Origin of the sequence: Gleimia hominis, from assembly GCF_002871945.2 — a bacterium.
GTDB lineage: Bacteria > Actinomycetota > Actinomycetes > Actinomycetales > Actinomycetaceae > Gleimia > Gleimia hominis_A.
In genome coordinates, this window is sequence record NZ_CP126963.1 from 676,141 (window position 1) to 699,661 (window position 23,521).

21 protein-coding genes and 1 tRNA gene are annotated in these 23,521 nt (G+C 54.8%); 7 read left to right on the forward strand and 15 right to left on the reverse strand.

Annotated features, from left to right (window positions below):
• Position 1: 1 nt before the first annotated feature.
• From CJ187_RS03025 to pepN, 3 genes are read right to left on the reverse strand one after another with little or no spacing between them, the layout of a single operon-like run.
• Positions 2–334, reverse strand: coding sequence for a small basic family protein (locus CJ187_RS03025; RefSeq protein WP_102215808.1), 333 nt, complete (start codon positions 332–334; stop codon positions 2–4).
• Positions 331–1,209 (reverse strand): DUF881 domain-containing protein, encoded by an 879-nt coding sequence (locus tag CJ187_RS03030; RefSeq protein ID WP_102215807.1) that lies wholly within the window; start codon positions 1,207–1,209, stop codon positions 331–333. The genes CJ187_RS03025 and CJ187_RS03030 overlap by 4 nt, the downstream gene beginning before the upstream one ends.
• Positions 1,197–3,740 (reverse strand): aminopeptidase N, encoded by a 2,544-nt coding sequence (gene pepN, locus CJ187_RS03035; RefSeq protein WP_284667875.1) that lies wholly within the window; start codon positions 3,738–3,740, stop codon positions 1,197–1,199. Before pepN ends, CJ187_RS03030 begins: the two co-directional genes overlap by 13 nt.
• Positions 3,741–3,887: 147 nt before the next feature.
• Here pepN and CJ187_RS03040 point away from each other — a divergent pair, with 147 nt between their 5' ends.
• Positions 3,888–5,810: a solute carrier family 23 protein gene (locus tag CJ187_RS03040; RefSeq protein ID WP_102215804.1), complete on the forward strand. Its 1,923-nt coding sequence runs from the start codon at positions 3,888–3,890 to the stop codon at positions 5,808–5,810.
• A 251-nt stretch (positions 5,811–6,061) separates the two neighbouring features.
• Here the strand turns inward: CJ187_RS03040 and CJ187_RS03045 are convergent, their stop codons facing one another.
• Complete coding sequence (locus CJ187_RS03045) at positions 6,062–7,456, reverse strand: YkvI family membrane protein (protein WP_199171047.1); 1,395 nt, start codon at positions 7,454–7,456, stop codon at positions 6,062–6,064.
• Between the two features lie 144 nt (positions 7,457–7,600).
• Between CJ187_RS03045 and CJ187_RS03050 the strand changes: the two genes are divergently transcribed.
• From CJ187_RS03050 to CJ187_RS03065, 4 genes are all read left to right on the forward strand, one after another.
• A complete protein-coding gene (locus tag CJ187_RS03050) occupies positions 7,601–8,476 on the forward strand; it encodes a metallophosphoesterase (protein WP_102215803.1) in 876 nt (291 codons plus the stop codon).
• Positions 8,476–9,813 carry an MFS transporter gene (locus tag CJ187_RS03055; protein ID WP_102215802.1) on the forward strand — a complete coding sequence of 446 codons (1,338 nt, stop codon included), beginning with the start codon at positions 8,476–8,478 and terminating at the stop codon, positions 9,811–9,813. The genes CJ187_RS03050 and CJ187_RS03055 overlap by 1 nt, the downstream gene beginning before the upstream one ends.
• A 194-nt stretch (positions 9,814–10,007) precedes the next feature.
• The gene (locus tag CJ187_RS03060; RefSeq protein WP_102215801.1) at positions 10,008–11,552 is read left to right on the forward strand and encodes a Na+/H+ antiporter NhaC family protein; all 1,545 of its coding nucleotides are present in this window, start codon (positions 10,008–10,010) and stop codon (positions 11,550–11,552) included.
• 125 nt (positions 11,553–11,677) lie between these two features.
• Positions 11,678–13,432 (forward strand): glycoside hydrolase family 13 protein, encoded by a 1,755-nt coding sequence (locus CJ187_RS03065; RefSeq protein ID WP_102215800.1) that lies wholly within the window; start codon positions 11,678–11,680, stop codon positions 13,430–13,432.
• Positions 13,433–13,435: 3 nt separating this feature from the next.
• On the opposite strand, the gene CJ187_RS03070 is transcribed toward CJ187_RS03065, so the two are convergent.
• The 9 genes from CJ187_RS03070 to CJ187_RS03110 all read right to left on the reverse strand — a co-directional run bounded on the left by CJ187_RS03070 (position 13,436) and on the right by CJ187_RS03110 (position 21,326).
• Positions 13,436–14,335 carry a carbohydrate ABC transporter permease gene (locus tag CJ187_RS03070; RefSeq protein WP_102215799.1) on the reverse strand — a complete coding sequence of 300 codons (900 nt, stop codon included), beginning with the start codon at positions 14,333–14,335 and terminating at the stop codon, positions 13,436–13,438.
• A 1-nt stretch (position 14,336) separates the two neighbouring features.
• Positions 14,337–15,293: a carbohydrate ABC transporter permease gene (locus tag CJ187_RS03075; protein WP_199171046.1), complete on the reverse strand. Its 957-nt coding sequence runs from the start codon at positions 15,291–15,293 to the stop codon at positions 14,337–14,339.
• A 13-nt stretch (positions 15,294–15,306) separates the two neighbouring features.
• Positions 15,307–16,572, reverse strand: coding sequence for an ABC transporter substrate-binding protein (locus tag CJ187_RS03080; protein ID WP_102215798.1), 1,266 nt, complete (start codon positions 16,570–16,572; stop codon positions 15,307–15,309).
• A gap of 201 nt (positions 16,573–16,773) precedes the next feature.
• A tRNA-Pro gene (locus CJ187_RS03085) sits at positions 16,774–16,847 on the reverse strand.
• A 157-nt stretch (positions 16,848–17,004) separates the two neighbouring features.
• Positions 17,005–18,111, reverse strand: coding sequence for a transaldolase (gene tal / locus CJ187_RS03090; protein ID WP_102215797.1), 1,107 nt, complete (start codon positions 18,109–18,111; stop codon positions 17,005–17,007).
• Between the two features lie 198 nt (positions 18,112–18,309).
• Positions 18,310–18,639: a DUF3024 domain-containing protein gene (locus tag CJ187_RS03095; RefSeq protein WP_102215796.1), complete on the reverse strand. Its 330-nt coding sequence runs from the start codon at positions 18,637–18,639 to the stop codon at positions 18,310–18,312.
• A gap of 151 nt (positions 18,640–18,790) precedes the next feature.
• Positions 18,791–19,660 carry a YcaO-like family protein gene (locus tag CJ187_RS03100; RefSeq protein WP_102215795.1) on the reverse strand — a complete coding sequence of 290 codons (870 nt, stop codon included), beginning with the start codon at positions 19,658–19,660 and terminating at the stop codon, positions 18,791–18,793.
• On the reverse strand, positions 19,582–20,358 hold the full coding sequence (locus tag CJ187_RS03105; protein WP_102215794.1) for an ABC transporter permease: 777 nt from the start codon (positions 20,356–20,358) through the stop codon (positions 19,582–19,584). Before CJ187_RS03105 ends, CJ187_RS03100 begins: the two co-directional genes overlap by 79 nt.
• Complete coding sequence (locus CJ187_RS03110; RefSeq protein ID WP_233187283.1) at positions 20,355–21,326, reverse strand: ABC transporter ATP-binding protein; 972 nt, start codon at positions 21,324–21,326, stop codon at positions 20,355–20,357. The genes CJ187_RS03105 and CJ187_RS03110 overlap by 4 nt, the downstream gene beginning before the upstream one ends.
• Positions 21,327–21,409: 83 nt before the next feature.
• On the opposite strand from CJ187_RS03110, the gene CJ187_RS03115 reads away from it, so the two are divergent.
• Positions 21,410–21,544, forward strand: coding sequence for a hypothetical protein (locus CJ187_RS03115; RefSeq protein WP_269843560.1), 135 nt, complete (start codon positions 21,410–21,412; stop codon positions 21,542–21,544).
• Positions 21,545–21,567: 23 nt separating this feature from the next.
• Positions 21,568–21,792 (forward strand): hypothetical protein, encoded by a 225-nt coding sequence (locus CJ187_RS03120; protein WP_102215793.1) that lies wholly within the window; start codon positions 21,568–21,570, stop codon positions 21,790–21,792.
• A gap of 164 nt (positions 21,793–21,956) precedes the next feature.
• Here CJ187_RS03120 and CJ187_RS03125 read toward each other — a convergent pair whose 3' ends face one another.
• The gene (locus CJ187_RS03125) at positions 21,957–22,310 is read right to left on the reverse strand and encodes a hypothetical protein (RefSeq protein ID WP_284667885.1); all 354 of its coding nucleotides are present in this window, start codon (positions 22,308–22,310) and stop codon (positions 21,957–21,959) included.
• Positions 22,311–22,385: 75 nt separating this feature from the next.
• A complete protein-coding gene (locus CJ187_RS03130; RefSeq protein ID WP_102215792.1) occupies positions 22,386–23,414 on the reverse strand; it encodes an endonuclease/exonuclease/phosphatase family protein in 1,029 nt (342 codons plus the stop codon).
• Between the last annotated feature and the right edge of the window lie 107 nt (positions 23,415–23,521).

Consider the following 23,521-nt stretch of genomic DNA (forward strand, 5'->3'; position numbering starts at 1 on the left):
CTTACGCTCCGAAAAGGTGCCGGCGAATGGCCCCGGCGTTAGAGAAGATTCGGATCCCAAGCACCACCAGCACGGCGGTGGTTAACGCGGCCCCGACGCCCAGCTGCACGCCAAGCAGCACCAAAAGCGAAGCCACCAGCACATTCCAGAAAAAAGAGATTATGAACTGCTTGTCGTTAAACTGCCCCTCCAGATAAGCGCGGGTCGCACCAAAAAGCGCATCCAAAGCCGCCACCACCGCAACCGGTAGGTAAGGCTGCAGCACTGCCGGCACCACCGGGTCTAAAACTATCCCCAGAACCACGCCGATAATCAACCCGAAAATCGCGATCACTGCAATTCCTCCTTCATCAAGCGCGCCTGTTCTACCGTACGATTATTCGCCGCCGGCAGAACGAGGTTGTCTTTAATATCGATACGGGTCGAAATGTTGTACTCCCGATTCAACGCTGCAACATACGTGCCCGTATCCCCGTTTGTAACCGCGGCCTGCAAATCACTGGCATCACCAATTGCCTGCAGCACATACGGTGGTTCAATGGGCCGGAAGTTAACCAAAATCGCTCCGCCCGCCGTGCGCACAGACGTGGTTGGGCCAACCCGAACATCACCAAGCGTAATTCCTTCCGCACCACCGGCCCACAACGCGTTAATCAACACCCGCAAATCTGCGTCCTGCACCCGGCCCTTCGCATCTGCATGCGCATCCTCCCGCACGGTTAGCACCACGCCCTCCCCCCGCAGCTCCTGCGACTGGGCTAACGCAACACTGTTACTATCCGCCGGGCGAGCACTGTCATCTTGCTTAGACAGAATCTGCACTTTGCCCTGCAAAGTATCCACCTCATCTTGAAGAGTATTCACACTCTGCCGACTCATCTGAACCTGGCTGCGTAAAGACTTATTCACCACGTCACCCGAGTTAAGCTGCGCCAACAGACTGCGCGTACTCACCGTAACCACTAGCCCGAGCACCACTGCAAGCACCAGCGTAACCACACGTCCCCAAGCCGACCGCTTCGGGCGCTCCCGCCCATTTCTTTGAGGTACTTTCGAATACCCATAGTTCAGCGGATCATACAAAAGCTCCTGCAAAAGAGACATGGATGCGGCAGCATCCCGCTTGCGCAAAGCGGTTTTCTTCCCCGCCGCGGAACCATTTCGCCCCGCACCACCCTCGTTTTCAACCGAGGCATCTACTCTAGCCAAGCCTGCTGTACCTCGAATCGTTGCCGCAAGTCATCTCGCTTTTCCTCCATTAAACGTCGCAAAGCAGCGGGCGCATCCGACTCACTCAGCCAGTACGACACCTGGTACAGCAGGGCCTGCGCATCCGCCGGATTCGACGCGTCAATCAGATCTGGGAACGCTCCCGCCACGAACCGGTTGCCCATCCCGATCGAATGCTCCATCCAGTACGGCCCCACCTCGTCAAAGAAACCACCTGCGAAACCGGGCACTTGGTTACCTATCCCGCCGACGGCAAGACCCGCCAGCACCGCGGACATCTCCTGATTAGTCAACTTGTCGGCAAGCACCATATCCCAAGCGTTTAGGCGCGACTTGCGTTCCGGAATCGCCGCCCCCGTCCGCAGGGCCCACACCCGGCCTTCACCCGTATTATCCTCCTGCCGCGCCGCATCCACCTGCGTTTGCGTAAACCGACCGCGTGCTGCGAGGGCCACTCGGGCTCGCCACGCCAATGATGGCCCCACGGTAATTAGACTGCTGTTCTGGTTCGCAAGATCCTCTAGGAACCGGTTTTGCTCGGGGCGGTTAGAGCGGTCCAATGTAAGTGCCTGCACCGCCGCAGTTGCCCAAATGTGCTGCCGATCGCGCTCAGTTTCGTTAGCGCAGTTTTCCAATGCACGCTGAGCAAACCACGCAGCTCGTTCGTCCCGGTGGATACCTGGGGTGAAGTACCGCAAGGCTTTAACCGCTTGGTTGATCACGTCCTCTAATACAGCATCCTCAGTCTCGCTTTCCGCGTGGCGACCCACGGCCTCTATGTACCGCGCGGGCGGGAGCTTCTGAGTGAGCATAGCCGCCCACAGAGCGGACCACACCACGGCCCGAGAAGTAGGGTGCGCCATGCGGTGCACGTGATCGACAGCGTACGCCAAATCAGGCCCGTGCAGCTCAATGACGGCATACGTGAGGTCATCGTCGTTCAGCAAGATAAAATCCGCGCTCATCTGCTTTTCAGACAGTTCCAGCTCGTAAGTTTGCTGCCGAATCGTCACCTCAACCTGATCGACCCTAACCGCGTCCTCACCCTTGAAGAAGCCCACGCGAATAGTGTGCGGACGCATCACCTCACCTGCCTGGGTGATACTTAACAGCCGATCTTCACGCGAACAACTGAGCCGGCTCGGCCCCGTTGTCTGCAACCACCGATGCGCCCAGTCTTTGAGGTCCGAACGCTCAGAATGAGCTTCTAGAACCTCAAGCAAATCATTAAGGGAAGCACTTGAAAAGGCGTGGCGCTTAAACAAATCACTCGCGCCCGCGTAAAACGCGCTCTCCCCAACGTACGCCACCAACTGTTTCAACACGGCCGCGCCCTTTGCGTAAGTGATGCCATCGAAGTTATGTTTCGCAGCATCCACGTCGGGAATCGACGCGGCAATCGGGTGGGTGGTAGAAAGCTGATCCTGATAGTAAGCCCACTCCTTGCGGCCCGCTGCGAACGTAGCCCACTCCCCTTTATATGGGGTGGCAGCCACCAGACCCGCACTGCCCTGGTTGTCCGCAAAAGATTCCTTTAGCCACAAGTCGTCCCACCAGCGGGGCGTCACCAAATCCCCAAACCACATGTGGCACATTTCGTGAAAAATCGTATTCGCCCGCGACTGCCGCTCACTGCGCGTAGTGCGATCGCGCGAAATGTAGTTTTCGTTAAACGTCACGCACCCCGGGTTCTCCATTGCCCCCAAGTTGTATTCGGGAACAAACACCTGGTCGTACTTACCCCACGGGTACGTGTAGTTGTAGCGGGCGTGGTAAAAATCCAACCCCGCGCGCGTCACCGCCAGCACCTCGTCGGAATCCAAATACGGGGCTAGCGCAGCCCGGCAATACAGGGCCAGCGGCACATCCACTGGCTGCGAATCTGCGGCGCCACCGCGCCAAACCCCACCATCAACGCGCGTGTACGGGCCCGCGATCACCGCTGTAATATACGACGACAAGGGTGGCGTGCGGTCAAAAACTCGGGTCGTGAACGCCCCCTGCGTAGTTTCGGATACCTGCGGCTGATTAGATAACACCACCCAATCGGTATCCGCCGCAATCGTGAACTGCCACCGGGCCTTCAAATCTAGCTGGTCAAAACAAGCGTAAACCCGCCGCGCATCCGTGGGCTCATACTGCGTATACAGGTACGTGGCGCCATCTTCTGGATCCCGATACCGATGCAGCCCCTCACCGGTAGTTGAATACTTACACTGCGCTTCAACCCGCACTGTCAGCTCTACCCCAACTGGTAGGTTTGTAAGCGTTACCCGCCCGCCGTCAAACTCGTACTGTGCGGCGGCCCCGTTGACCTCAACAGAATCGACACTATCGGCAATCACATCTAGAAATGTTTCCGGCACGCGGGTGGTAAACGTCAACTCACTTACCGAAGTGAATGTCGTGCCCTCCCCCGCGGCCCCCGTTAAGTCCAACGTGACGTCGATTGTTTCCAGGTCGATTGTTTGACTCCGCTGAGCGGCTTCCTCGCGTGTAATCGTGTGCATTCTCTCAGTTTAGTATGGGTCTGACAGTTAGGTTTAATCTGTGTCTCACAGTTCTGACGATTAAGATCAGCGATTTGCCCCGCGCTCCACCAGCGGTCATATAGTAGTGACTGTCCCTATCCCACTGCTCATAGATATGGATAATTAATGTCAACTAAAGACATCGATCCAGTTAATTACAAACCTCCTTTCGGAAAAACACTTCTTCTATCAACCCAACACGTTCTCGCGTTTTACGCAGGCGCCGTTGTAGTTCCACTCGTGATTGCCGGCGGGTTAAACTTAACTCCAGCACAGACAATCCACCTGATCAACGCCGACCTGTTCACCTGCGGAATCGCCACTTTGATTCAGTCGGTCGGATTTTGGAAAATCGGCGTTCGCCTCCCGATCATTCAAGGCGTCACCACCACCGCGATCTCCCCTATTATTGCAATCGGACTCGCAGTAACCGGGCCCGACGGGGGTGCCGAGGGCCTGCCCACCATATACGGTTCCATCATCGTGGCAGGGTTATTCACTTTCCTCGCCGCCCCCTATTTCGCAAAAATCGTGAGGTTCTTTCCACCCGTAGTGATCGGCACAGTCCTCGCCACCATGGGCATCACCCTGCTGGGTGTGTCCGCCGGCGACATCATCAATCGGGTTGACGAAATGCAACCACCCCAACCGATCGCCATGCGTTCCCTCGCGTACGCCGCTGGCACGCTGCTCATAATCATCCTCGTGCAACGCTTTTTCCGTGGATTCCTCGGAACCATATCCGTGCTGCTCGGGCTCGTAATCGGCACCGGAGTGGCAATTGCGCTTGGCGACGCGTCCTTTAGCGAAGTCGGCACCTCGCACTGGTTAGGGGTCACCACCCCGTTCTACTTTGGCGCCCCCCGATTTGCCCTAAGCGGGATTATTTCGATGATTATCGTCATGATCATCACCATGGTGGAAACCACCGGCGACGTCTTCGCCTGCGGCGAGATCGTGGGCCGGCGCATCACCCGCGACCACATTGCCCGCGCACTTCGCGCCGACGGCCTGTCCACCACCCTCGGGGGCATCCTCAACTCGTTCCCGTACACGTGTTTTGCCCAGAACGTGGGGCTCGTGCGGCTCACCGGCGTAAAGTCTCGCTGGGTCGTAGCGCTCGCCGGGGGCCTCATGATAATTCTTGGCATTATTCCCAAAGCCGGCGCCGTAGTCGCGTCGATTCCCGGGCCGGTTCTGGGAGCGGCTTCGCTTGCCCTATTCGCGAACGTGGCGCTCGTGGGCATCCAAATGCTCAGTAAAGTTGATCTGCACGACGCGCGTAACTCCGCCATCGTCACCACTTCGCTCGGCCTAGCTATGCTCGTGTCTTTCAAACCCGACATCGCGAACGTCTTCCCCTCGTGGGCACAAATATTCTTCGCTTCCGGCGTGACAATCGGGTCCATAACCGCAATCGTGCTCAACCTCGTGTTCTTCCACCTGGTGAAAACCCGCGGTGAGGACGTGGCACTCACTAAAGGTAAACGACTCACACTCAGTGACGTTAATGCGATGGACAAAACCCAGTTCGTCCACACGTTCAAACGCTTGTTCAATGACGCCACCTGGCCGGTGGAACGCGCCTACCAGTCGAAACCATTCGAAGATGTGCAGCACTTGCGTGACGCGTTCCAAGAGGCCGTGCTCACCGCCAGCCGCTCGGATCAAGACACGCTGATTAGTGCGTACCCCGACATGGCGCAGCTACTGCTTTCAGACGAAGGGGCTGCGCAGCAGATTTCGCAAGACATTGGCTCCCTGGCGCTGGATCAAATGGACGACAAAGAACGCGAAGAAATCCAAGAACTATCCGACCGGTACCGCAAGAGATTTGCCATGCCGTTCGTGGCATGCCTCGGCGCGCTCACCTCGCGGGAACAAATCGCGAAAAAAGGGTTGCGCCGGCTAGAGAACTCTCCGGTGCAAGAACGAATCGTCGTCCTGTCTGAAATCGTGGAGATCGCGAACGACCGGTTCTCCATCATGCTCACAAACGCGAACCCGGTACGGACCGCGTGGTCACGCAAATTCGAACGCCTCGACTAGGCTGGCACGCCGGAGCTACTCTGGGTCCTGCGGGCAGCCGTTGAAAGCGCTGGCAAGCAAAAATCTAAGTAAAACTCTAGGGGTGCTGATCCAAGTCGATCAGCACCCCTTTTTCGTCACCTTTATCAACCGATGCCTACCAGATATGGGACAGTTACCTAGTAATGCCTGCCATCTGATGGCCAGTAACCCTCAGGAGAACGCCTCCTCGCCTACCGCCAATCGCCGGCTGTTCTGAAGTGGGAGCGGGCCTAGTCTTTATGCGCCACAGCTTCGGCCGCCTCATCCTTCAAAGCAGCGTCATCGCTGTCGTTCGCCTGCGCAGCCTCTTCTGCCTCGTCCGACTGCTCGGTCTCCTCGGTATCCAGCAGGTACGGCTGTGCTTCTTCCTCCGTGAATTCTTCTACATCAGAGTCCGCAACGAGTTCAGTTGCCACCTCATGGTGAATCTGATCAGACAAATCGGAGTTCTCCACATTCGAATCTTCGATAGTGCGAGTAAGTTCCGTGCGGTGCTTGCGCTGGAAGCGCTTGCGCGGATGCAACTTACGCTGAATCAGATCGCGTACCCGCTCGCGCCGCTCGTGTTCTTCCGTAATCTCTCCATAGGAACGCAGCCACGACACCACCAGAATTGCAACCATCGCCACGCCCAAATAACCCAGGATTGGGAACAGCCACGAAATCAGTGACTTGAACCCCAGGAAGCTGAATACGAATCCCGCCAGCGTGCTCAAAATCAATGCGGGGCGGAACCAACTTGGTTTCACCGCTTCCGCACGTTTTGCGAGCGCGTAGTAGATCCCGATTGCCGTATTGAAAATCATTAGATAAATAACGATCGCCATGATTACGCCCACGGTGGGGTGAATCGCGTCCATGAGCGCGAGCATGGGCAAGTCTGCGTCTCTAACTTTATCTATTGCAGACAGTAACCCAACGGCGGACAGTACCAGGAGCACGCCGAACAGAGAACCTCCTGCGACACCGCCCAGACCGGCAGCTCGGGTATTCAACTGGTCCCCACCCATGACGAGCGCCATCGAGATCGCGAGGACGAGGGCTAAGCCAACGTAGTTAATTGCCGACAGCCACCACGGGGGCATTGCGGGAGTGATCTTACTTGCCGCTTGTGCCGCAGCGGTGAACGTGAGGTCCGATTGGCTGATTGCGTAACCGGCACCGAGCACGAGTAGCACCACGATCAGCGGCGTAATCGCCCCAATCAAAGTGGTGACTTTGTCTACGTCCAGGAACCCGGCTGCAATAACCAGAACCGCCATCAGCGCAGCCCCAACCCAGATGGGCAGGCCGAACTGCTGATTCAGGTTAGCGCCCCCACCTGCGATCATTACGAATCCGAAGCAGAAGAGGGTGAATATGAGGATACCGTCCAGAATCCAAGACACTATCGGGTGGGTTACCTCGTCCAGCACAGACTTGTGCTCACGAGCCCGGTAATAGGAGCCTAACTGCAAAATAGCATCCCCGGAAATCGCCATGACAATCCCGGTTATGACTGCGCCGACAACCCCCCACTTACCGAATGCGACAAAGTACTGCAGGAGCTCTTGTCCGGATGCAAACCCAGCCCCCACAACCATGCCTAGGAACGCCATCGCGATTTTAATTATTTTTTTGAACATGTGCTTTCTACCATTAAAGGTCTCTCGGGGCTTCGAACGGTTCAACGTTACCGACAAAACCCGCCCAATGCATATGGAGTGTGGCGGAAGGTACGTGAAAACTACGAGGTGTTCGTCACGGTAGTTTCCTGATACTTTTATTACATGCGAATAATTCAAATCTCAGAATTTCATCTTCGCTCAGACGGAAAGCTATCGTTTCAAAAATGTGATACCCGCGCGTTCGTCGCGAAAACCATCGATTGGTTGAGGGATCTAAAACCGTACGATTTACCAAATTACTTTGTGGTAAGCGGTGACTTGGCTGAAGGTGGTACCCGCGAGGGGCTAGAGATGGTGCGTGAGGAGCTCGCTCGCCTCCCGCGCCCCGCCTACGTGGTTCCAGGTAACCACGATGACCGCAACCTGTACTTGGAGATGCTGCCCGACAACGCTCCAGTTGCCACTGACATCGCCCCCTATATCTGCTACACGGTAGAGTCACAACCCGTTCGTTCCGTGTTCATCGACACGTCCTTACCGGGTAAACACTGGGGTGGTTTAGCAGACCCGGTGGCTAACTGGCTCGAAGCCCAGCTGGACGCCCACCCCACCACCCCCACGATAGTGTTTGGACACCACCCACCGTTTGAATCCGGGTTGCCCGCCATGGACGAAGGGTTTGAGAACCGCGAACGTATGGCGCAAATATTTGAACAGCACAAAGACCACATAATCTATTGCTGCGGGCACCTGCACACCCCACTGATCACCACGTGGCACGGGGTCTCTTGCCGCGTCAGCCCCGCGGTGTGCATGCAGATGGAAGTCGATTTCCGCACGCCCGAAAGCCCAGACGTCACCGCTCAAGAGCGTGAACACGGCTTCAAAGGTGGCGGTGACCGGTTCTACCTAGCGAACCCCGCCTGCTATATCCACAACTTCGTAGACGGGCAGGTCAACACCCACTACGTACCCATTCCAGTGGGCGCCGACTACTCTGGTCCTTGGCCGTTCAAATACTACGAGGGAGAACACTGATGACCGCCATCGCAACCCGAGTAACGGCTGATCGGCAACCTAGCTTACGACGCGTCGCAGCGGTGACTCTATTTGACTCCTCGATCCAGTGGTACTGCTTTTTGCTGTACGGTACAGCGGCCGGCACCGTATTCGACACCGTGTTCTTCTCGCAAGTGTCCGATCGGACCACCGCGCTAATCCTGTCTTACCTCTCGTTCGCCATCGGATACATTGCCGGCCCCTTCGGCGCCATCTTTTTTGGCAACCTTGGGGATAAACACGGACGCAAGTTCACGATGTACACCTCCCTTCTCACCATGGGGGTTTCCACTGCGGTGATCGGCCTGCTACCTTCCGCCGCTGCATCTGGCGTATGGGTAGTGGTCGTACTGCAACTAATGCGCCTACTGCAATGCTTTGGCCGCGGTGGCACGTGGGGCGGGTCAATTCTCATGGCGTACGAAAACGTGCCCGAAAATAAACGCTCCCTATACGCCGCGATCCCCCAAATTGGCCTGCCACTAGGGTTCGGTTTGTCGTCACTTGCGATCGCGCTCCCCGCCTACCTGCTGGACGAGCACGTGTTCCTCTCGTGGGGATGGCGCTTCCCGTTCTTGCTGGCCGTAGTGCTAACCGCAATCGTGGTGTACGCCAAAGACCACATGATGGAAACCGAGGACTTTAAAAAAGCCCAAGAACGCATGGAACAGATGGATGCAGCCCAAGCGAAAGAAAGTTTGGGGTTCATCGCAATGTGTAAAGGGTACTGGCGGACCCTGCTGCTGGGTTGCGGAACCCGGTGGGTAGATGGAACGTTCTACAACATTTTTATAGTCTGGATCATGGCGTACCTGCACGCCTACCACAACACTCCCCTGCTGCACACGTACATAATCACGATTGTTGCGTGTATCTTTAAGATCCCGTTCACTTTTATTGGTGGCCACATCGCGCAGCGAATCGGAAACGCGAAAACCTTTATGATCGGCGCGGTCTTATCCGCACTGATGTCCATCCCCACACTGAAGCTCATCGAATGGTCGGACGGGGAAATTTTCCTCACCACCACCGTGATCGTCCTGGGCTGGTCTGGCGCGTTTACCCTGGTGTGGGCGTCAATGGGGGCCCTGTGGTCCTCATACTTTGAACCGGAAGTGCGTTACTCCGGAATCTCATTCGTCTACCACGTGCCGTCGTTTCTGGTGGCTGGTATCGTTCCGTCCGTGTGCACATACCTGGTGTCCGTAGTTGACGGAGACACGATCCTAGTGGGATTATTCTCTACCATAACCGCGTTCATCTCCGTGCTGTGTGCATACGTGCTCGCTAAGCGGCATGCCGCGGGGAAACGCTGAGATAAACAGGCGTTACTCGCCAATGAACCCCGCTTGAGCACTTTCAGTTCACAGCGGACTGAAGCAGGCAACAAATAACCTCCGGATGAATTCCAACCCATTTTCGTCCGGAGGTGTTTTATACCGTTTTATGCATGTTTATCGCTAGTTGTGTATGGTTATTCTCGGTTTGTTTTTCTTTGGAGGGATAAGAAATGGAGAATATGGGGATAATCTCCCTGATACCACCGGTTCTAGCTATCGGGCTGTCCATTGCGTTTAGACGCGTGGAAGTATCCCTATTCGCCGCACTATTTGTTGGTCTACTCATTATTCTGCACGGCAACCCGGTGGGCACCAGCATGTCCCTCGTCAAGGACTACTTAATCGAACAAGCCACAGATTCGTACAACGCAGGCGTACTCGTACTCCTATTTTTCATCGGTGGATTCGTTGCCCTCGTAGAAAAATCTGGCGGGGGCAACGCCCTGGCGGAACGCAGTGAAAAACTCATCACCTCTCGCACACGCGCCCAATTCGCCACCTGGCTCGGATCACTCGCAATCTTCTTCTCCGACCTCGGCACCCCACTGATCCTGGGCCCCATCTTCGAAAACATCTACGACAAAGTGAAATCCTCACGCGAAAAACTCGCGTGGATACTCGACTCCACCATGTCGCCCGTAGCCGTACTCATCCCCTTCATCGGATGGGGCATATACATCATGGGACTAATCGCAGACGCGTTCGACCGTGCCCACATCAACGCATCCGAATTCACCACGTTCGTACACGTGATCCCCTTCCAAATGTACGCAATCCTCACCGTACTGTCGGTGCCCGTCGTTATCTTCGCCAACGCAGATTTCGGCCCCATGCGCCGCGCCGAAGCCCGCACCGCCTACCAAAACCAGCGTTACTGGCCGGGGTCGAAACCACTTCGGGGGCAAAACACACAGCAAAACGAAACCCCTAAAGCAAGCCGCGCCACACTCATCTGGCTGCCACTCGCGGTCCTCTTCACCACCCTTTTTGGGATCCTTATTTCACAAGGATTTCCCGTAAAACAGGTTCCCGGCAACGAGTTCCGCGCAGCTCTTTCCACCGCCTACCTGTTCGCCGCGATCACCCTCGTGGTACTCATGCTCCTCTACAAAGTGAGCTCACTTGGGAGCGTATTCTCTACGTATGTAAAAGGCATGGAACGGATGATTAACTTAGTAATAATCCTGGTGCTCGCCTGGAGCCTCGGCGCACTTCTAGACAAAATGGGCACTGCCAACTACATTGTGGAAATCCTGCAGGGCAACATCCCCGGTTTCTTAGTGCCCGCGCTCGTGTTTATCGCAGCCGGCCTCATGTCGTTTGCCACAGGCAGTTCGTGGGGAACGTTCGCGATCATGATTCCCCTCGCGATCCCCATTGCCCAAGGTTTAAACGCCCCCATGCTCGTGTGCATCGGCGCCGTCTTATCGGGCGGCATTTTCGGTGACCACTGCTCCCCGATCTCCGACTCCACCATCCTCGCCTCCACAGGTGCCGCCGCCGACCACATCGACCACGTGCGCACCCAAATCCCCTACGCCCTCACCAACGGCACGATCGTGCTCCTCATGTTTATCGTCGCCGGCATCACCGCGAACCCCTACACCGTTGTCCTCGGCATCATCCTCATGATCGTGAGTTTCGTAACGATTGGCCGCCTCATGCGAAAACGCGACGACGCCTACGCGCAGATACCCCAACCTCAAACGCATTAGACAAAACCCATCCCAATCCTGGCTGACCACCCAAAACCCAAGCCCAACTACGCACCCAACCAAGTGGACACGTAAACTTGAGTGAGAACAGTTCGTGACCCCTAGTTTTAGAACGAGGCAGTGAAATGACACAGTTCGTACTACCAACCCCCACCGCAAAACGCAGGTTTGACTCCAGCGACCCGAACTGGTGGCGGCAAGCAGTCGTCTACCAAATCTACCCCCGCTCCTTCCAAGACAGTAACGGCGACGGAATTGGAGACTTCCAAGGCATCATTTCGCGAATCGACTACCTAGAAAAACTCGGGATCGACGCCGTCTGGCTCAGCCCGTTCTACCCCTCCCAACTCGCTGACGGTGGCTACGACGTGGACGACTACCGGGACGTAGACCCGCGCATCGGTACGCTCGAAGACTTCGATGAACTCGCCACGAAACTACACGAACGTGGTATTCGCATCATTATTGACATCGTGCCAAACCACACGTCTAACCGGCACCAAATGTTCAAAGAAGCCGTTGCTGCCGGCCCCGGATCACCAGAACGCGACCGGTACATCTTCCGCGACGGACGCGGCGAACACGGCGAACTGCCGCCATCCGACTGGGAATCCACGTTCGGTGGGCGCGCCTGGACCCAAGTTGAGGACGGCCAGTGGTACTACCATTTCTTCGCGCGGGAACAACCGGATCTGAACTGGCGCAACCCAGAGGTGAAAGAAGAGTTCTTAGAAACCCTCCGCTTCTGGTCTGACCGTGGAGTCGACGGCTTCCGCATCGACGTGGCCCATGGGTTGGCAAAAGACCTCCCGGAAATCCTGCCCACCCAAGAGCAGTTAGATGCCCTCCCTCACGACGGTAAACACCCCCTGTGGGACCGCGACGACGTGCAGGATATTTACGCCACGTGGCGGGAAGTATTTAACTCATACGACCCACCCCGCACCGCCGTGGCAGAAGCCTGGGTGCATCCCGATCGGATTCCCCGCTACGCAAACCCGCAGAGCCTGGGACAAGCCTTCAACTTCGACCTGCTAAAAGCGAACTTCGATGCAGGTGAGTTCCGGCAGATCGTTACGCACAACCTGAAACTAGCTAAAACCTCAGGTTCTTCGAGCACGTGGGTACTGAACAATCACGACGTGGTGCGCCACCCCACCCGCTACGGGCTCCCACCCTCAAAACACACGGCCGGAAGCGTGCTCGACAACGAACCGGGCCCAGAATCTGAATGGCTCCTCTCCGGTGGCAAGCACCCGCACTTGGACCGCGAGAAAGGTGCGCGCCGCGCTCAAGCCGCAACCGCGTTCATGCTTGCCCTCCCAGGATCTGCCTACATTTACCAGGGTGAGGAACTGGGATTGCACGAGGTGGTTGAAATCATGCCCGCCGAGCGGCAAGACCCCACGTACTTCCGCACACAAGCCACGCAGATTGGGCGTGACGGCTGCCGCGTACCCATCCCATGGACGCAGGAGCGCCCCGCATTCGGCTTCAGCACCGCGCAAGCACACCTACCGCAACCAGATTGGTTCGCGAACTTCAGCGTAGAAACTGAAGAGGCGGACAGTGGGTCGTTCTTGCATTTCTACCGCGCAGCCCTGGCCTGGCGCGCCGCCATGGAGGGCGACGAAACATTACAGTGGTGCGAAGACCTGTGCACAAACAACGTACTCGCATTTGAGCGCCCCGGCGGATGGGTGTGCGTCACGAACTTCGGTTCCGGCCCCATCGAACTGCCTCAAACTACCAGCCCAGACACGGAAGCAAATTCGCGTCTAGAAGACGTGGTGCTATCCACCCAACCGCTCGTGCGTTCCACCGACTCTGCTACACAGATCCCCGGTGAAACCACCGTGTGGATTCGGGCAGCGCAGTAAGCATCAACCTTTCACAGCGCCCTGGGTGACACTTGCCATTACCCAGCGCTGTGAAAACAAGTACGCCACAATCGCCGGGGCCATCGCCATCAAATACGACGCAAACGCAATGTTGTAGTTGTTGGAAAACTGGGTTTGGAACTGGTTTTGCCGCACCGGTAGTGTCTGCCACTGGGGGTCAGAAATCATGAGGGACGGCAGCATGAAGTCGTTCCACGCGTACAAGAACGCGAAGATCCCCACGGTGGCAGCCATCGGGGTAAGCAGTGGCATAATCAGTTTCCAAAACACTTGCCACGTGGTGGCGCCATCGATCCGCGCGCTTTCTTCTAACTCCAGTGGAATGGACCTCAAGAACGCGGTAAACAGCATTACGCTGAACGCCATCTGAAACATGGTGGACAACACCACCACGCCCACGGGGTTATCTAAATGCAACCGGCCGGTCATTTGGATCTGTGGTAAAGCGACTACGGGGAATGGGATGAACATCATCGCCATGATGTAGAAAAACGAGTAGCGGAAAAACCGTTTCTCCCAGTTGCGCACCACCGCGTACGCAACCATGGCCGCCAAAATAATGGTGCACACCACCGTGCCGGCAGTTACGAACACGGACACGAACGCGCCCTTAGGGAAATCCGTGAGCGACCACGCTTGCGTAAAACCTTCCAGGCTGAACGGGTTTGGCATTGAGAATGCTTTGCCGTCCACCGCCTGGCCCGTGGTTTTAAGCGCCATTGAAATAGCGACGAAGAACGGGAGGATCACCGTGACCGAACACAGGATCAGCACTATGGTGGTGGACCAGTTTACGCGCTCTTTGCGGGTTTTTACGCTGCCCGCTCTTTGTCTGCGCGCGGACGACGAGGGGCTTGACAGTGTTTGTGTGTGTGCGGACATTTTAGATCGCATTCCTTCCACGCGTTAGCGACAGTTGCAGTATCGCCAGGGCAATCGCCAGGATGAAAAATATTGTGGCATTCGCCATCTGGTAGGCGTAGTCCCCACCGAAAAACCCAGTGATAATAGTGAGGGCGACCGAGCGGGTTGCCGTACCCGGCCCGCCCCCAGTGAGTCCCACAATAATGTCGTAGGAGTTCAGGTAGTTCTTAAACCCAATCACAATATTGATAACCACGTATCCGAACACGAGCGGCAGCGTTATGCGCATCATTTGCTGCCATCTTGAGGCTCCATCAATCGCGGCGGCTTCGTACACATCCGTGGGGATTGACAGTAGGCCCGCAATGTAAATCAGCAGCATGGTCGGCATTGATTGCCATGCAGTTACGATCACGACCGCGAGCCACGCCCAGTTTGGGTCACTGAGGATGCTTTGTTCCAACCAGCTTATCCCCAGAACCTGCCCAACGTTCGGCAGCGTGGTGGAGAACAGGAAGTTGAACACGTACGCAATGATGATGCCAGAAATCACCATTGGGAGAACGAACACGGCTCGGAGGGTGACTTTGAACTTTATCTTCGCGGTTAACCCAACCGCAAGTAAGAAGGAAATAATGTTCACGATAATGACGGTCACCAGCGAGAACCCGAGGGTGAAGAAGTAGCTTTGTCGGATCGCTGGATCGGCGAATAAGGTCTTGTAGTTCGCCAGTCCGATAAAGTCCCATTCCCCTACCCCAATGTAGTTGGTGAGCCCAAAGAAGAATCCGACTATTGCAGGCACCGTGATCACCAGCGTGATCAGTATCAACGTGGGGAGCAAGAAAAACCAGTAGATTGGCTCTACTGATAGGCGCCGGTGCTTCTTGCGCCCCTGCTTGGAACTAACCGGTTTGCTGCGAGCCGATTTGCTGCGGCCCGGCGTAGCCGCTGGAGCATATTCAGTGGACATCATGTCGCCTCTTTTCTTACCGCCGTGACGCTAAACGCGCCCAGTCTTCGTCAAGCGTTTGCAAGAGCTTATTTGGCTGATCGCTCAACAGCATCTCTTGCGTGTAGTTGAACACCGGGATCGTTTTATCTATCAGCACGGACGGACCCTGGTAAAATTTAGCTTCGTTGTAGTAGTGCATTGCCCCTTGAATCCGCTCGTCCTGAGTTTGCTTCGCCCCGTCGATCGGTACGATCCCTAATTGGGACGCGTTGTACTTTTCAATTACGCCTGGGCTGTATAGGTATTCGAGGAACTGCCTTGCCTGAGCTTTGTGTTTTGACGCCTGAGGGATCCAGCCCGCTAAGTCTACGTTAACCCGAACTTTCAGGTCACTCGGATCGTTTGTCATGGGCAGAGGGAAAGTACCTAGGTTCAGATCGGGATTAGTCTTAGCGATCTCACTGAACGACCATGGGCCTTGCATCAGCATCGCGGCCTTCCCTTTTGCAAAATTGGTATTCCCATCACCGTAGGAGCGTGAAAACGCGTCGGAGTTAGTGAAGTTATCCGCTAGGTAACGCATCTTCTTCACTGGTTGCGCGAAATCTTTTTCAAAAGAAACTTTAGAATGCGCATTCACATGCTCTCCCTCAGCCTTGAGGGCATCAAAGAACTGTAAAACGTCAAGGGAGCCGCCTACAGAATAATCAAACCACCCTTGGCCAATAGTCCACCCTTCTGCCGCGCTAAACGTACCGTAAAACGGGGTGACACCATTATCTTTAAGCTTCTGCGACACCTCAATCAGTTCATCCCACGTCTTTGGAATCTGCAGATTGTATTTTGCGAACGTGTCTTTGTTGTAGATTACTGCCGACGCCATGATTGAGTACGGAAGTGCACTCACCCGCCCTTCGCACTCGCCGTACTGCTTCATGAGGGGCGTGAGGTCTGGGTTAATCTTGGCGGTGGGCGCGAAATCGGACAAGTCTGAAAGGGTGCACCGCTCCACGAACCGCGCTGTTTCCATGTTGTAGTTAGCAAGTGCAACATCGGGCGGGTTTCCTCGCACAAAACTGGCTGACATTGGGTCTACCCCGGACGTGTCCATCACAACAGTCACGTACTTGTGGGCATTGTTGTAGTCCGCTACCACTTGGTGCATAAACGGAATCGCTTCGCGTTTACTAAAAACAAAATTCAAACGCGTGTGCCCACTATCCGAGCATGCCGACAGTGGCAGCGCGAGTGCTACACACGCGATTGCTGTGCACAAATACCGCCAGGCTCTTTTTCGCATAACTAATGCCTTTCGTAGGGTTAACAACCGCGAAACTAGTTACTTCCCTATCTGATCGACTCTGATACGCACACTATTTTAAGCCTATTTCGGTAAGAAGGCTTGTTCGAAAAGCAATCAAATAAGTCACGGTAAATAAGTAAATCACTCAGCACCGAGGAACTGTTCGTCTATTTGACACGATCTGCATCCAAAATTGAGTCGGGCTGACAGGATTTGAACCTGCGACCCCTTGACCCCCAGTCAAGTGCGCTACCAAGCTGCGCCACAGCCCGAAGTTGCTTTCGCAACGGGTTTTAGTTTAGCCCACCCAGTAGGCGTAATGCCAATCCATTTCCCACGTGCGAAAGCGACTTTAGTTACATGCAAATAATCTGCCCAAAGTTCCAGGCATGCGAGCACAGGTTCTGTGGCCAGTACGTCTAACCATAGTTATTTTGCTTGTGTCAGAGCCGCCTGGACGTTCTCCAGCAGTTCATTCCAAGCGACCTCGAATTTCTTGACTCCCTCATCGAGCAGCTGCGCTGCAACCGCGTCGAAGTCAATCCCGAGTTCAGCGAGCATCTCGAAATACTGGTGCGATTGCTGGTAATGCATAGTGACCGCATCCGCGTGAACTTGCGATTGTTCCGCTGCAGCACGCAAGGTGGCTTCTGGCATTGTGTTTACGGTATCTTGAACCGCTAACTCATCCACATAGAGCGTGTCTGGCAGCTTCGGGTCTTTTACCCCTGTCGAAGCCCACAGCGGCCGCTGCCGATTAGCGCCCGCCGCGGTGAGTGCCTTCCACCGGTCTGAGGTCAGCGAGTTCTCGTATTCCTCGTAGGCCAACCGAGCGTTAGCCACTCCGAGGCGCGAACGTAGATTTGCGGCCTGAGGCGTTCCTAATGCGTCGAGCTTTGCGTCAACCAGTGTGTCGACGCGGGAAACGAAAAACGACGCCACGGAGTGGATTTGCGTAATCTCAACACCCCGCTCAAGCGCGGTTTCCAGACCCTGCATGTACGCGTCAATTACCTTGCGGTACTGTGGTACGGAAAAAATGAGCGTCACGTTCACGCTGATTCCCCGGGCAGTAGCCTCGGTAACTGCCGGCAGCGAGGCCTCGGTGGCAGGAATCTTAATCATCGTGTTCGGACGGTCAACCCGATCCCATAGCAACTGCGCCTGCTCGATTGTCTCGGTAGTCTTCGCAGCAAAACGCGGGTCAACCTCAATAGACACTCGGCCATCCTGCCCGCCGGTACGTTCCCAAATTGGCGTTAACACGTCTGCAGCTTTTCGCACATCGTCGATGATCATTGCGAAGATAGCATCCTCTACCGTCGCATCTGCCGCAGCAAGCTCGCGCACCTGCTCAGTGTAGTCTTCCCCTTTCCCAATTGCCTTAGAAAAGATAGCGGGATTAGTGGTAACCCCTACTACGTAATCCTTATCTATGCGCTCTTGCAAATCCCCAGTTCGTAAACGTTTACGAGATAGATCGTCCAGCCATATGGATACGCCTAGCTCTGACAGTCGCTTCAGATTCTCAGACATGGTAATGAACCCTCCTCGGCACACCAATTAACATCAGTCGTGTTGAGTCTAACAAGACTGCTGTGAATTTGTAGGTTATGTGTAAACAGCGGATTCCCTACGATGCGGTTGTTGATACGTTCTTACGCTGCCCTTTGGTGGGTGCCAGGTGGGTGCATTTAGATTTGGACTGGGGGCAACACTGTGTGACCTGGAGTTTTACCCGAAAAAGATGGGGTCGCCGCAGTTCTCGATATAGTCCAGCAGGTCATCAACGAGCGGCGAGAGCTCGATGTCGTAGGCGTGGAATTTCAAGTGGCGGTCTCGCCAATACAGGCACCAGAGTTTCGTGGATTTGGTGTAACGCAAACGAGCTATCGGGAAGCGAGTGGGTTCGCCTTGCCCATCCCATGATGGGCGCACTTCGACGATGGTGACATGCCAGTCAGTAACGTCGGCTTCGACCTTGAGTTGGTTCCACAGGTGTTTGGGTACGCGGGCACCGCACCAACGGCGGATGCGGGCGAGATCGAGTTCGGGAAGAGCCATACCCTCAACGCTACTGTGCGTCGAGGGTGTCCTGGCGGAAGCCGGTGTCATACGTCGATCGTGGTGCCGTCTTTGAACGTGAAGCTGATCGCCCCGTCGGCTTCGATGGTGGCGTGGTCGATGAGGACGTGCCAGATGCGCGGGCTGAACTCTAATAGATCATCCTCTTGCTGGTGTTGTTGAGTTCGTTGAGGTAGCGATGCATGGCAGCGTGCATGCCTTGTTTATCGGCGATTTCAGCGACGATTTCTTCGAGGGGGGTAGTGGCAAGGCCACCAGAACTCGATACGCCAATCCGCGCCTCACCAGACTGACGAATATAGAATAGGTGTACAAGCTGTGACGGAACGTATATTTGCTCGTCCGTCAGGAGGTTCGTTCCACGTATCCACAGGAGTTTGGCGTCATTACGCCATTCTTCGCAGAGGAAGTTTCTATCCTCGAACTGTTCAGGAGCGAAGAGCCGAATATCGCCGGGACCGATGAACTTCTCTCCTGCGCGTTCGATTTCGTCCGCCGACGCCCATCTTTCAATCGCGTCTGTTTGCGACGTGATCGACGAAAACGCCCCGATCATACTCTCAATAGCCTCCCCGAGGGACAACAGAACTGAATCCTCGATTGTTAGGCCCTTCCCACCGCCGTAAATATCTCTATCCAACCCGGATGGTAGCGCAGGTAGCCCAATAATGCATTGCAACACGTGATCGAGTGACATCGCTGTTGCTGAGCCCTGATAGCCGTAGAAACCGATTCCTGGGCGAAGCGAACTTAAGACCGTCCTCACCTCACCAAATGGACTATATGCGTCCAGCATATCCATAATGGAACGCCATTCTTGGTTCGTATGCGAAACGCCGAGCCAGGGAATATCCCTGTTATATTCCTTAATTGTTAGCCGCGAAGATTCCTTCATCTTTAGGGGAGATGTTGCGGGCATGGTTACTCCGTTCTGCGCCAATTTTTGAGGCCGATCAAGACTAAAACGAGTGATACGACTAGGGTGATTGTAATCTTCCATGCTCCACCTTTAGGGAAAGGAGAATTGGTATATACAGCTACGAGAGCGTCAAACCAAATTTTCAGAGGGTTCCATTCGAGAATGTTCTGGACCATTTTGGGCAAAGCGTCGAGGGGTGCGGCCGCACCAGAACCGAAAAACGTAATGAAGAAAACAGCTGCTGTCAACGCATTGATAGTCCGAGTGCCGAACGGCAGTGTACCAAGATAGAATCCCACGCCGCACAGGAACGCAATAAATCCAAGGTTAAGCAAAATGAATAGGGGTGAAGCCACCTCCGGGCGCAATCCGTGCCGGAGCCCGACGATGGCGACGATGAAGGCCGCGGCCACTATCGTCAATGTGAGCATCGCCAAAATAATAGCTGCCCCAACATGTAGACCGGATAAGGGCAACGCCCGATACCGTTTATCGACTTGCCTCGCTCGAAGCTCAGCCACATAGATCGGAAGCCCCATCAGAAGGAGATTTGCGGCCACCGTTCCGATCAGAGATGGAAACATCATGTCAATAAACTTAATCCGGGTATCGGGAATTAATTCTTCTGCGTAAGGTACGCCGATGAAAAGATAAATAACTAAGGGGAACGCAAGAGAAAAAAACACGGCTACAGGCTCCCTAAACAGAAGCACCAGTTCTTGGCGGTACCACACCTTGAGAATCGCGAGATGAGAACCAGCTCTATCGTGGCGTGTCATTGAAGCTCACCTCCTGCCGTTGCGTCCATTCCTGCGACTACTGCAAAGACGTCTTCCAGGCGGACAGGTCCCGCAAGAACGTCTGCGCCCGTGTCTTCCTCGGTGATGCGCCTGGATAGTTCTGAAATCTCCTCAGCCTCGCCAATCACGACTACAGCCGATCCGGTTCGACCGTGCTTAAGACCAGATTGCTCGACAAGCTCTTGAACGCGCCTGTTTATTTGCGTGAGGCGTAATCGGCGGTTGCCACCAAGGCTGGCAAGAACCTCGTCAACGCTACCCCTGAGTCGGATCTTTCCATGAGCCATCACGAGTAAGTCGTCCGCAAATGCCTCGGCTTCCGCCATATCGTGAGTAGATGCAAGAATCGCGCACCCCTTGGCGCTCAGTGAATGTACGAAGTCCCAAACGATGGCACGCCCCTCTGGGTCGACACCAGAGGTAGGCTCGTCAAGCACCAAAAGATATGGCCGGCCAATAGCAGCGCAAAGAATGTCGAGGCGTCGGCGCTCTCCGCCGGACAGGTTATCAACAAAGGCGTCGAGGTAGCTGTCGACACCGAGGTCGGCGGCCATGGGTTCCCAGTCACTAGGATCGGCGTAGAGACACTCGACCGCCCGGATTACTTCCTTTGTCTTAATCCTCGAAGGTAGGCCGGAGCTTTGGAGCTGTATGCCCGTATAGAATCGATGCTCGCCGCCAGGAACCACTGGAATATCCGCAATAGTTGCCAATCCTTCGCTCATCGACCGAAGTCCTACAAGCATTTCCATGGTGGTCGTCTTGCCGGATCCATTTGGCCCAACAAGGACAGTAGTCTTTCCCCCGAATAAATCAAAGGAGACCCCGTCAACGACATCGGTAGAATTATAAGTTTTTTTGACATCTACCAAAGATGCAATTATTTTGTCAGCAAATGCTATTCTTTCTTCGCGGGTCATATTCTTTATACCTTCTATAGCTCTCATGCAATGCGAGCGCTGTATTAAGTTGTGCGGATGCTGGTGCGCGAAATCGTGCACCAGCATCCGGCCAGCATTAAAGATTGAAAATGTTGACCCAGCACCAGCAGCGGCACGAGCAGGACCAGCCACCCGGAGCCACAGCTGACAAGTCCGCGAAATGCTTCTCCTCAGCAATGATCGTCGAGTTCACAATAATCTCCATCCGAATGTGCGAAGTGTGAATTGGGTGAAATACTAGGATTTTATGATTCAATTCACACAAGAACTATTCAAAGCGACACCTGACCCGTTTGTCAATACCTGTAGTGGTGTATCCGTCGGTGATCTCGAGGCGGTTGGACCCGGTCTCCTTCCCTGCGTCAATGGTGTCTCCGTTGATGATGCTGGTGGCGGTGTTGTGGCATTGGGCGAGGATGTCCAGGCCGAAATCGCGGCGCTCTTCGATCCACTCGTCGTTCTGCTCGGCTAGGACGCGCCTACTGGGTGGATAAGGGCTTGTCGGCGGAGGAAAGACGCCGGCGGCGTCGGCACTGCGCCTGATCTCGCGGTTGATGCGCTCGTTGGGGGTCTTGTGTAGGGATGGCTGCCTGCCTTGGACTATTGAGCAGAGGCAGTGTTTAGTTGAGTGTCGCGTCAAGTGGGGTCCCGGGTACCGGGATGAACACGCTGGTGGCCAATTACTTGAGCAGGGAAATGAGTTCGATTTCTGACACACGTGGTCGGTGCGCTAGCAAAATCGGAGCCATCTGTCGTAGCCTTCACCTTCGCACCATCAGCGCTCTGCTGGTAGACGTATAGTGGTAGCCCAGCAATCGCCTCCGCAAGGATGCGCACGCACGTATACACCGCCGTCATCTGCATCGCGCTGCGTTCCGTAACCGCACGCCACGACGAGGTCGTCCCGTAAAAGAACGAATAGCCAGGCCCAATCAAATGATCGGACGCTTCCCGTTTCGATTCGCCACGCAGCCAAGCAAGAAAACCCATCTTCATCCCCTAAAAGAATCAGAGTTATAGAAACATATGTGCCAAAAGTGTCAGGCATTATGAAGATTGTCTGTTCTATGTTGTGGTTCGACAGGAGATAAAACTGACTAAGGCTATGTGGTCTGATGTTTGGACTTCATAGTACTGCGACGCTTTGACTTTGCAGATTTCTGACACCAGGATGTGATCAATGTGGGCTCTCAACACACTCGGGGCGCTTTTAGGCCAAGTGCCGCCAAAAATGCTGGGTTTGCTGTCGGTGTAGCCAGAAAGCTCGGCTAAAGAACCATGATAGATCTGTGCATTAAAATCTCCCGCGATGATGACACGATCTCCTGAACGCTCAGAAGCATATTGCTGTATCCGTTGCAGGTCATTTCGCCATGTCTGCATTAGCCCGGGAAGTGGAGGCGCTGTGTGAATACCGATGATCACTGGCAAATCAGACTTGGCATAGCGCGGGGTCAGGACGATGGAGCCGAACGTGGCCAGATCCCCCTCTTTGGCCGTATATTCACCCAAAGATTTCTTCACAATGACCGTCACAGGGGCTATCTCACCATGAGAGTGTGAAGTGAAAAGAGAATAGTTTTCCGGGGCGTTGCCTGACTGACGCAGCAGGTCAGTCAATCTAGTCCCGCTCGGCGTGGCGTAATCGCCCAGTTCAGGTAAAACGAAAACATCCGGATCAAATTGGTTGATCATGTCACTAAACTGCTCTGGATCCCCGCTATTAAGTGCGTTCCATTCCAGAACTGTGACGTTATTTTGATTTGTCAAAGATGAAGTCTTACTGCCGGATCCATAAAATAACAATGAGCCATACAACAAGGCTGTAGCACAAACGCCCAGCCAAAAAACAATCCAGAATCTGCTGACACTACCCGTCAGACCTCTGCGCAACGCCACTACTGCAAGAGCCGCCAAACACAGGAATATTAGCCCCAGACAAACAATGAGAGGGAAAGCGAGAAGATGGGCAACCATCGGCAAAGTAGTGGTCACTAAAGTAACACCCGCAATTGTTGCAGCGTGAGCGCTAAGAGCAATCAATACAAGTAAGGCTAAACTTATGATCGCCGCAGTTCTTGCTAGAGTTTTCATGCTGTTTCTCGCCTTCACACTCAATGCAAAAGCAAACTCTACTTCAAGGTAACGAGCTTTCCTGTGTCGGCCTTCACTTTACAGGTATTCGCTGCATTGTCATAGAC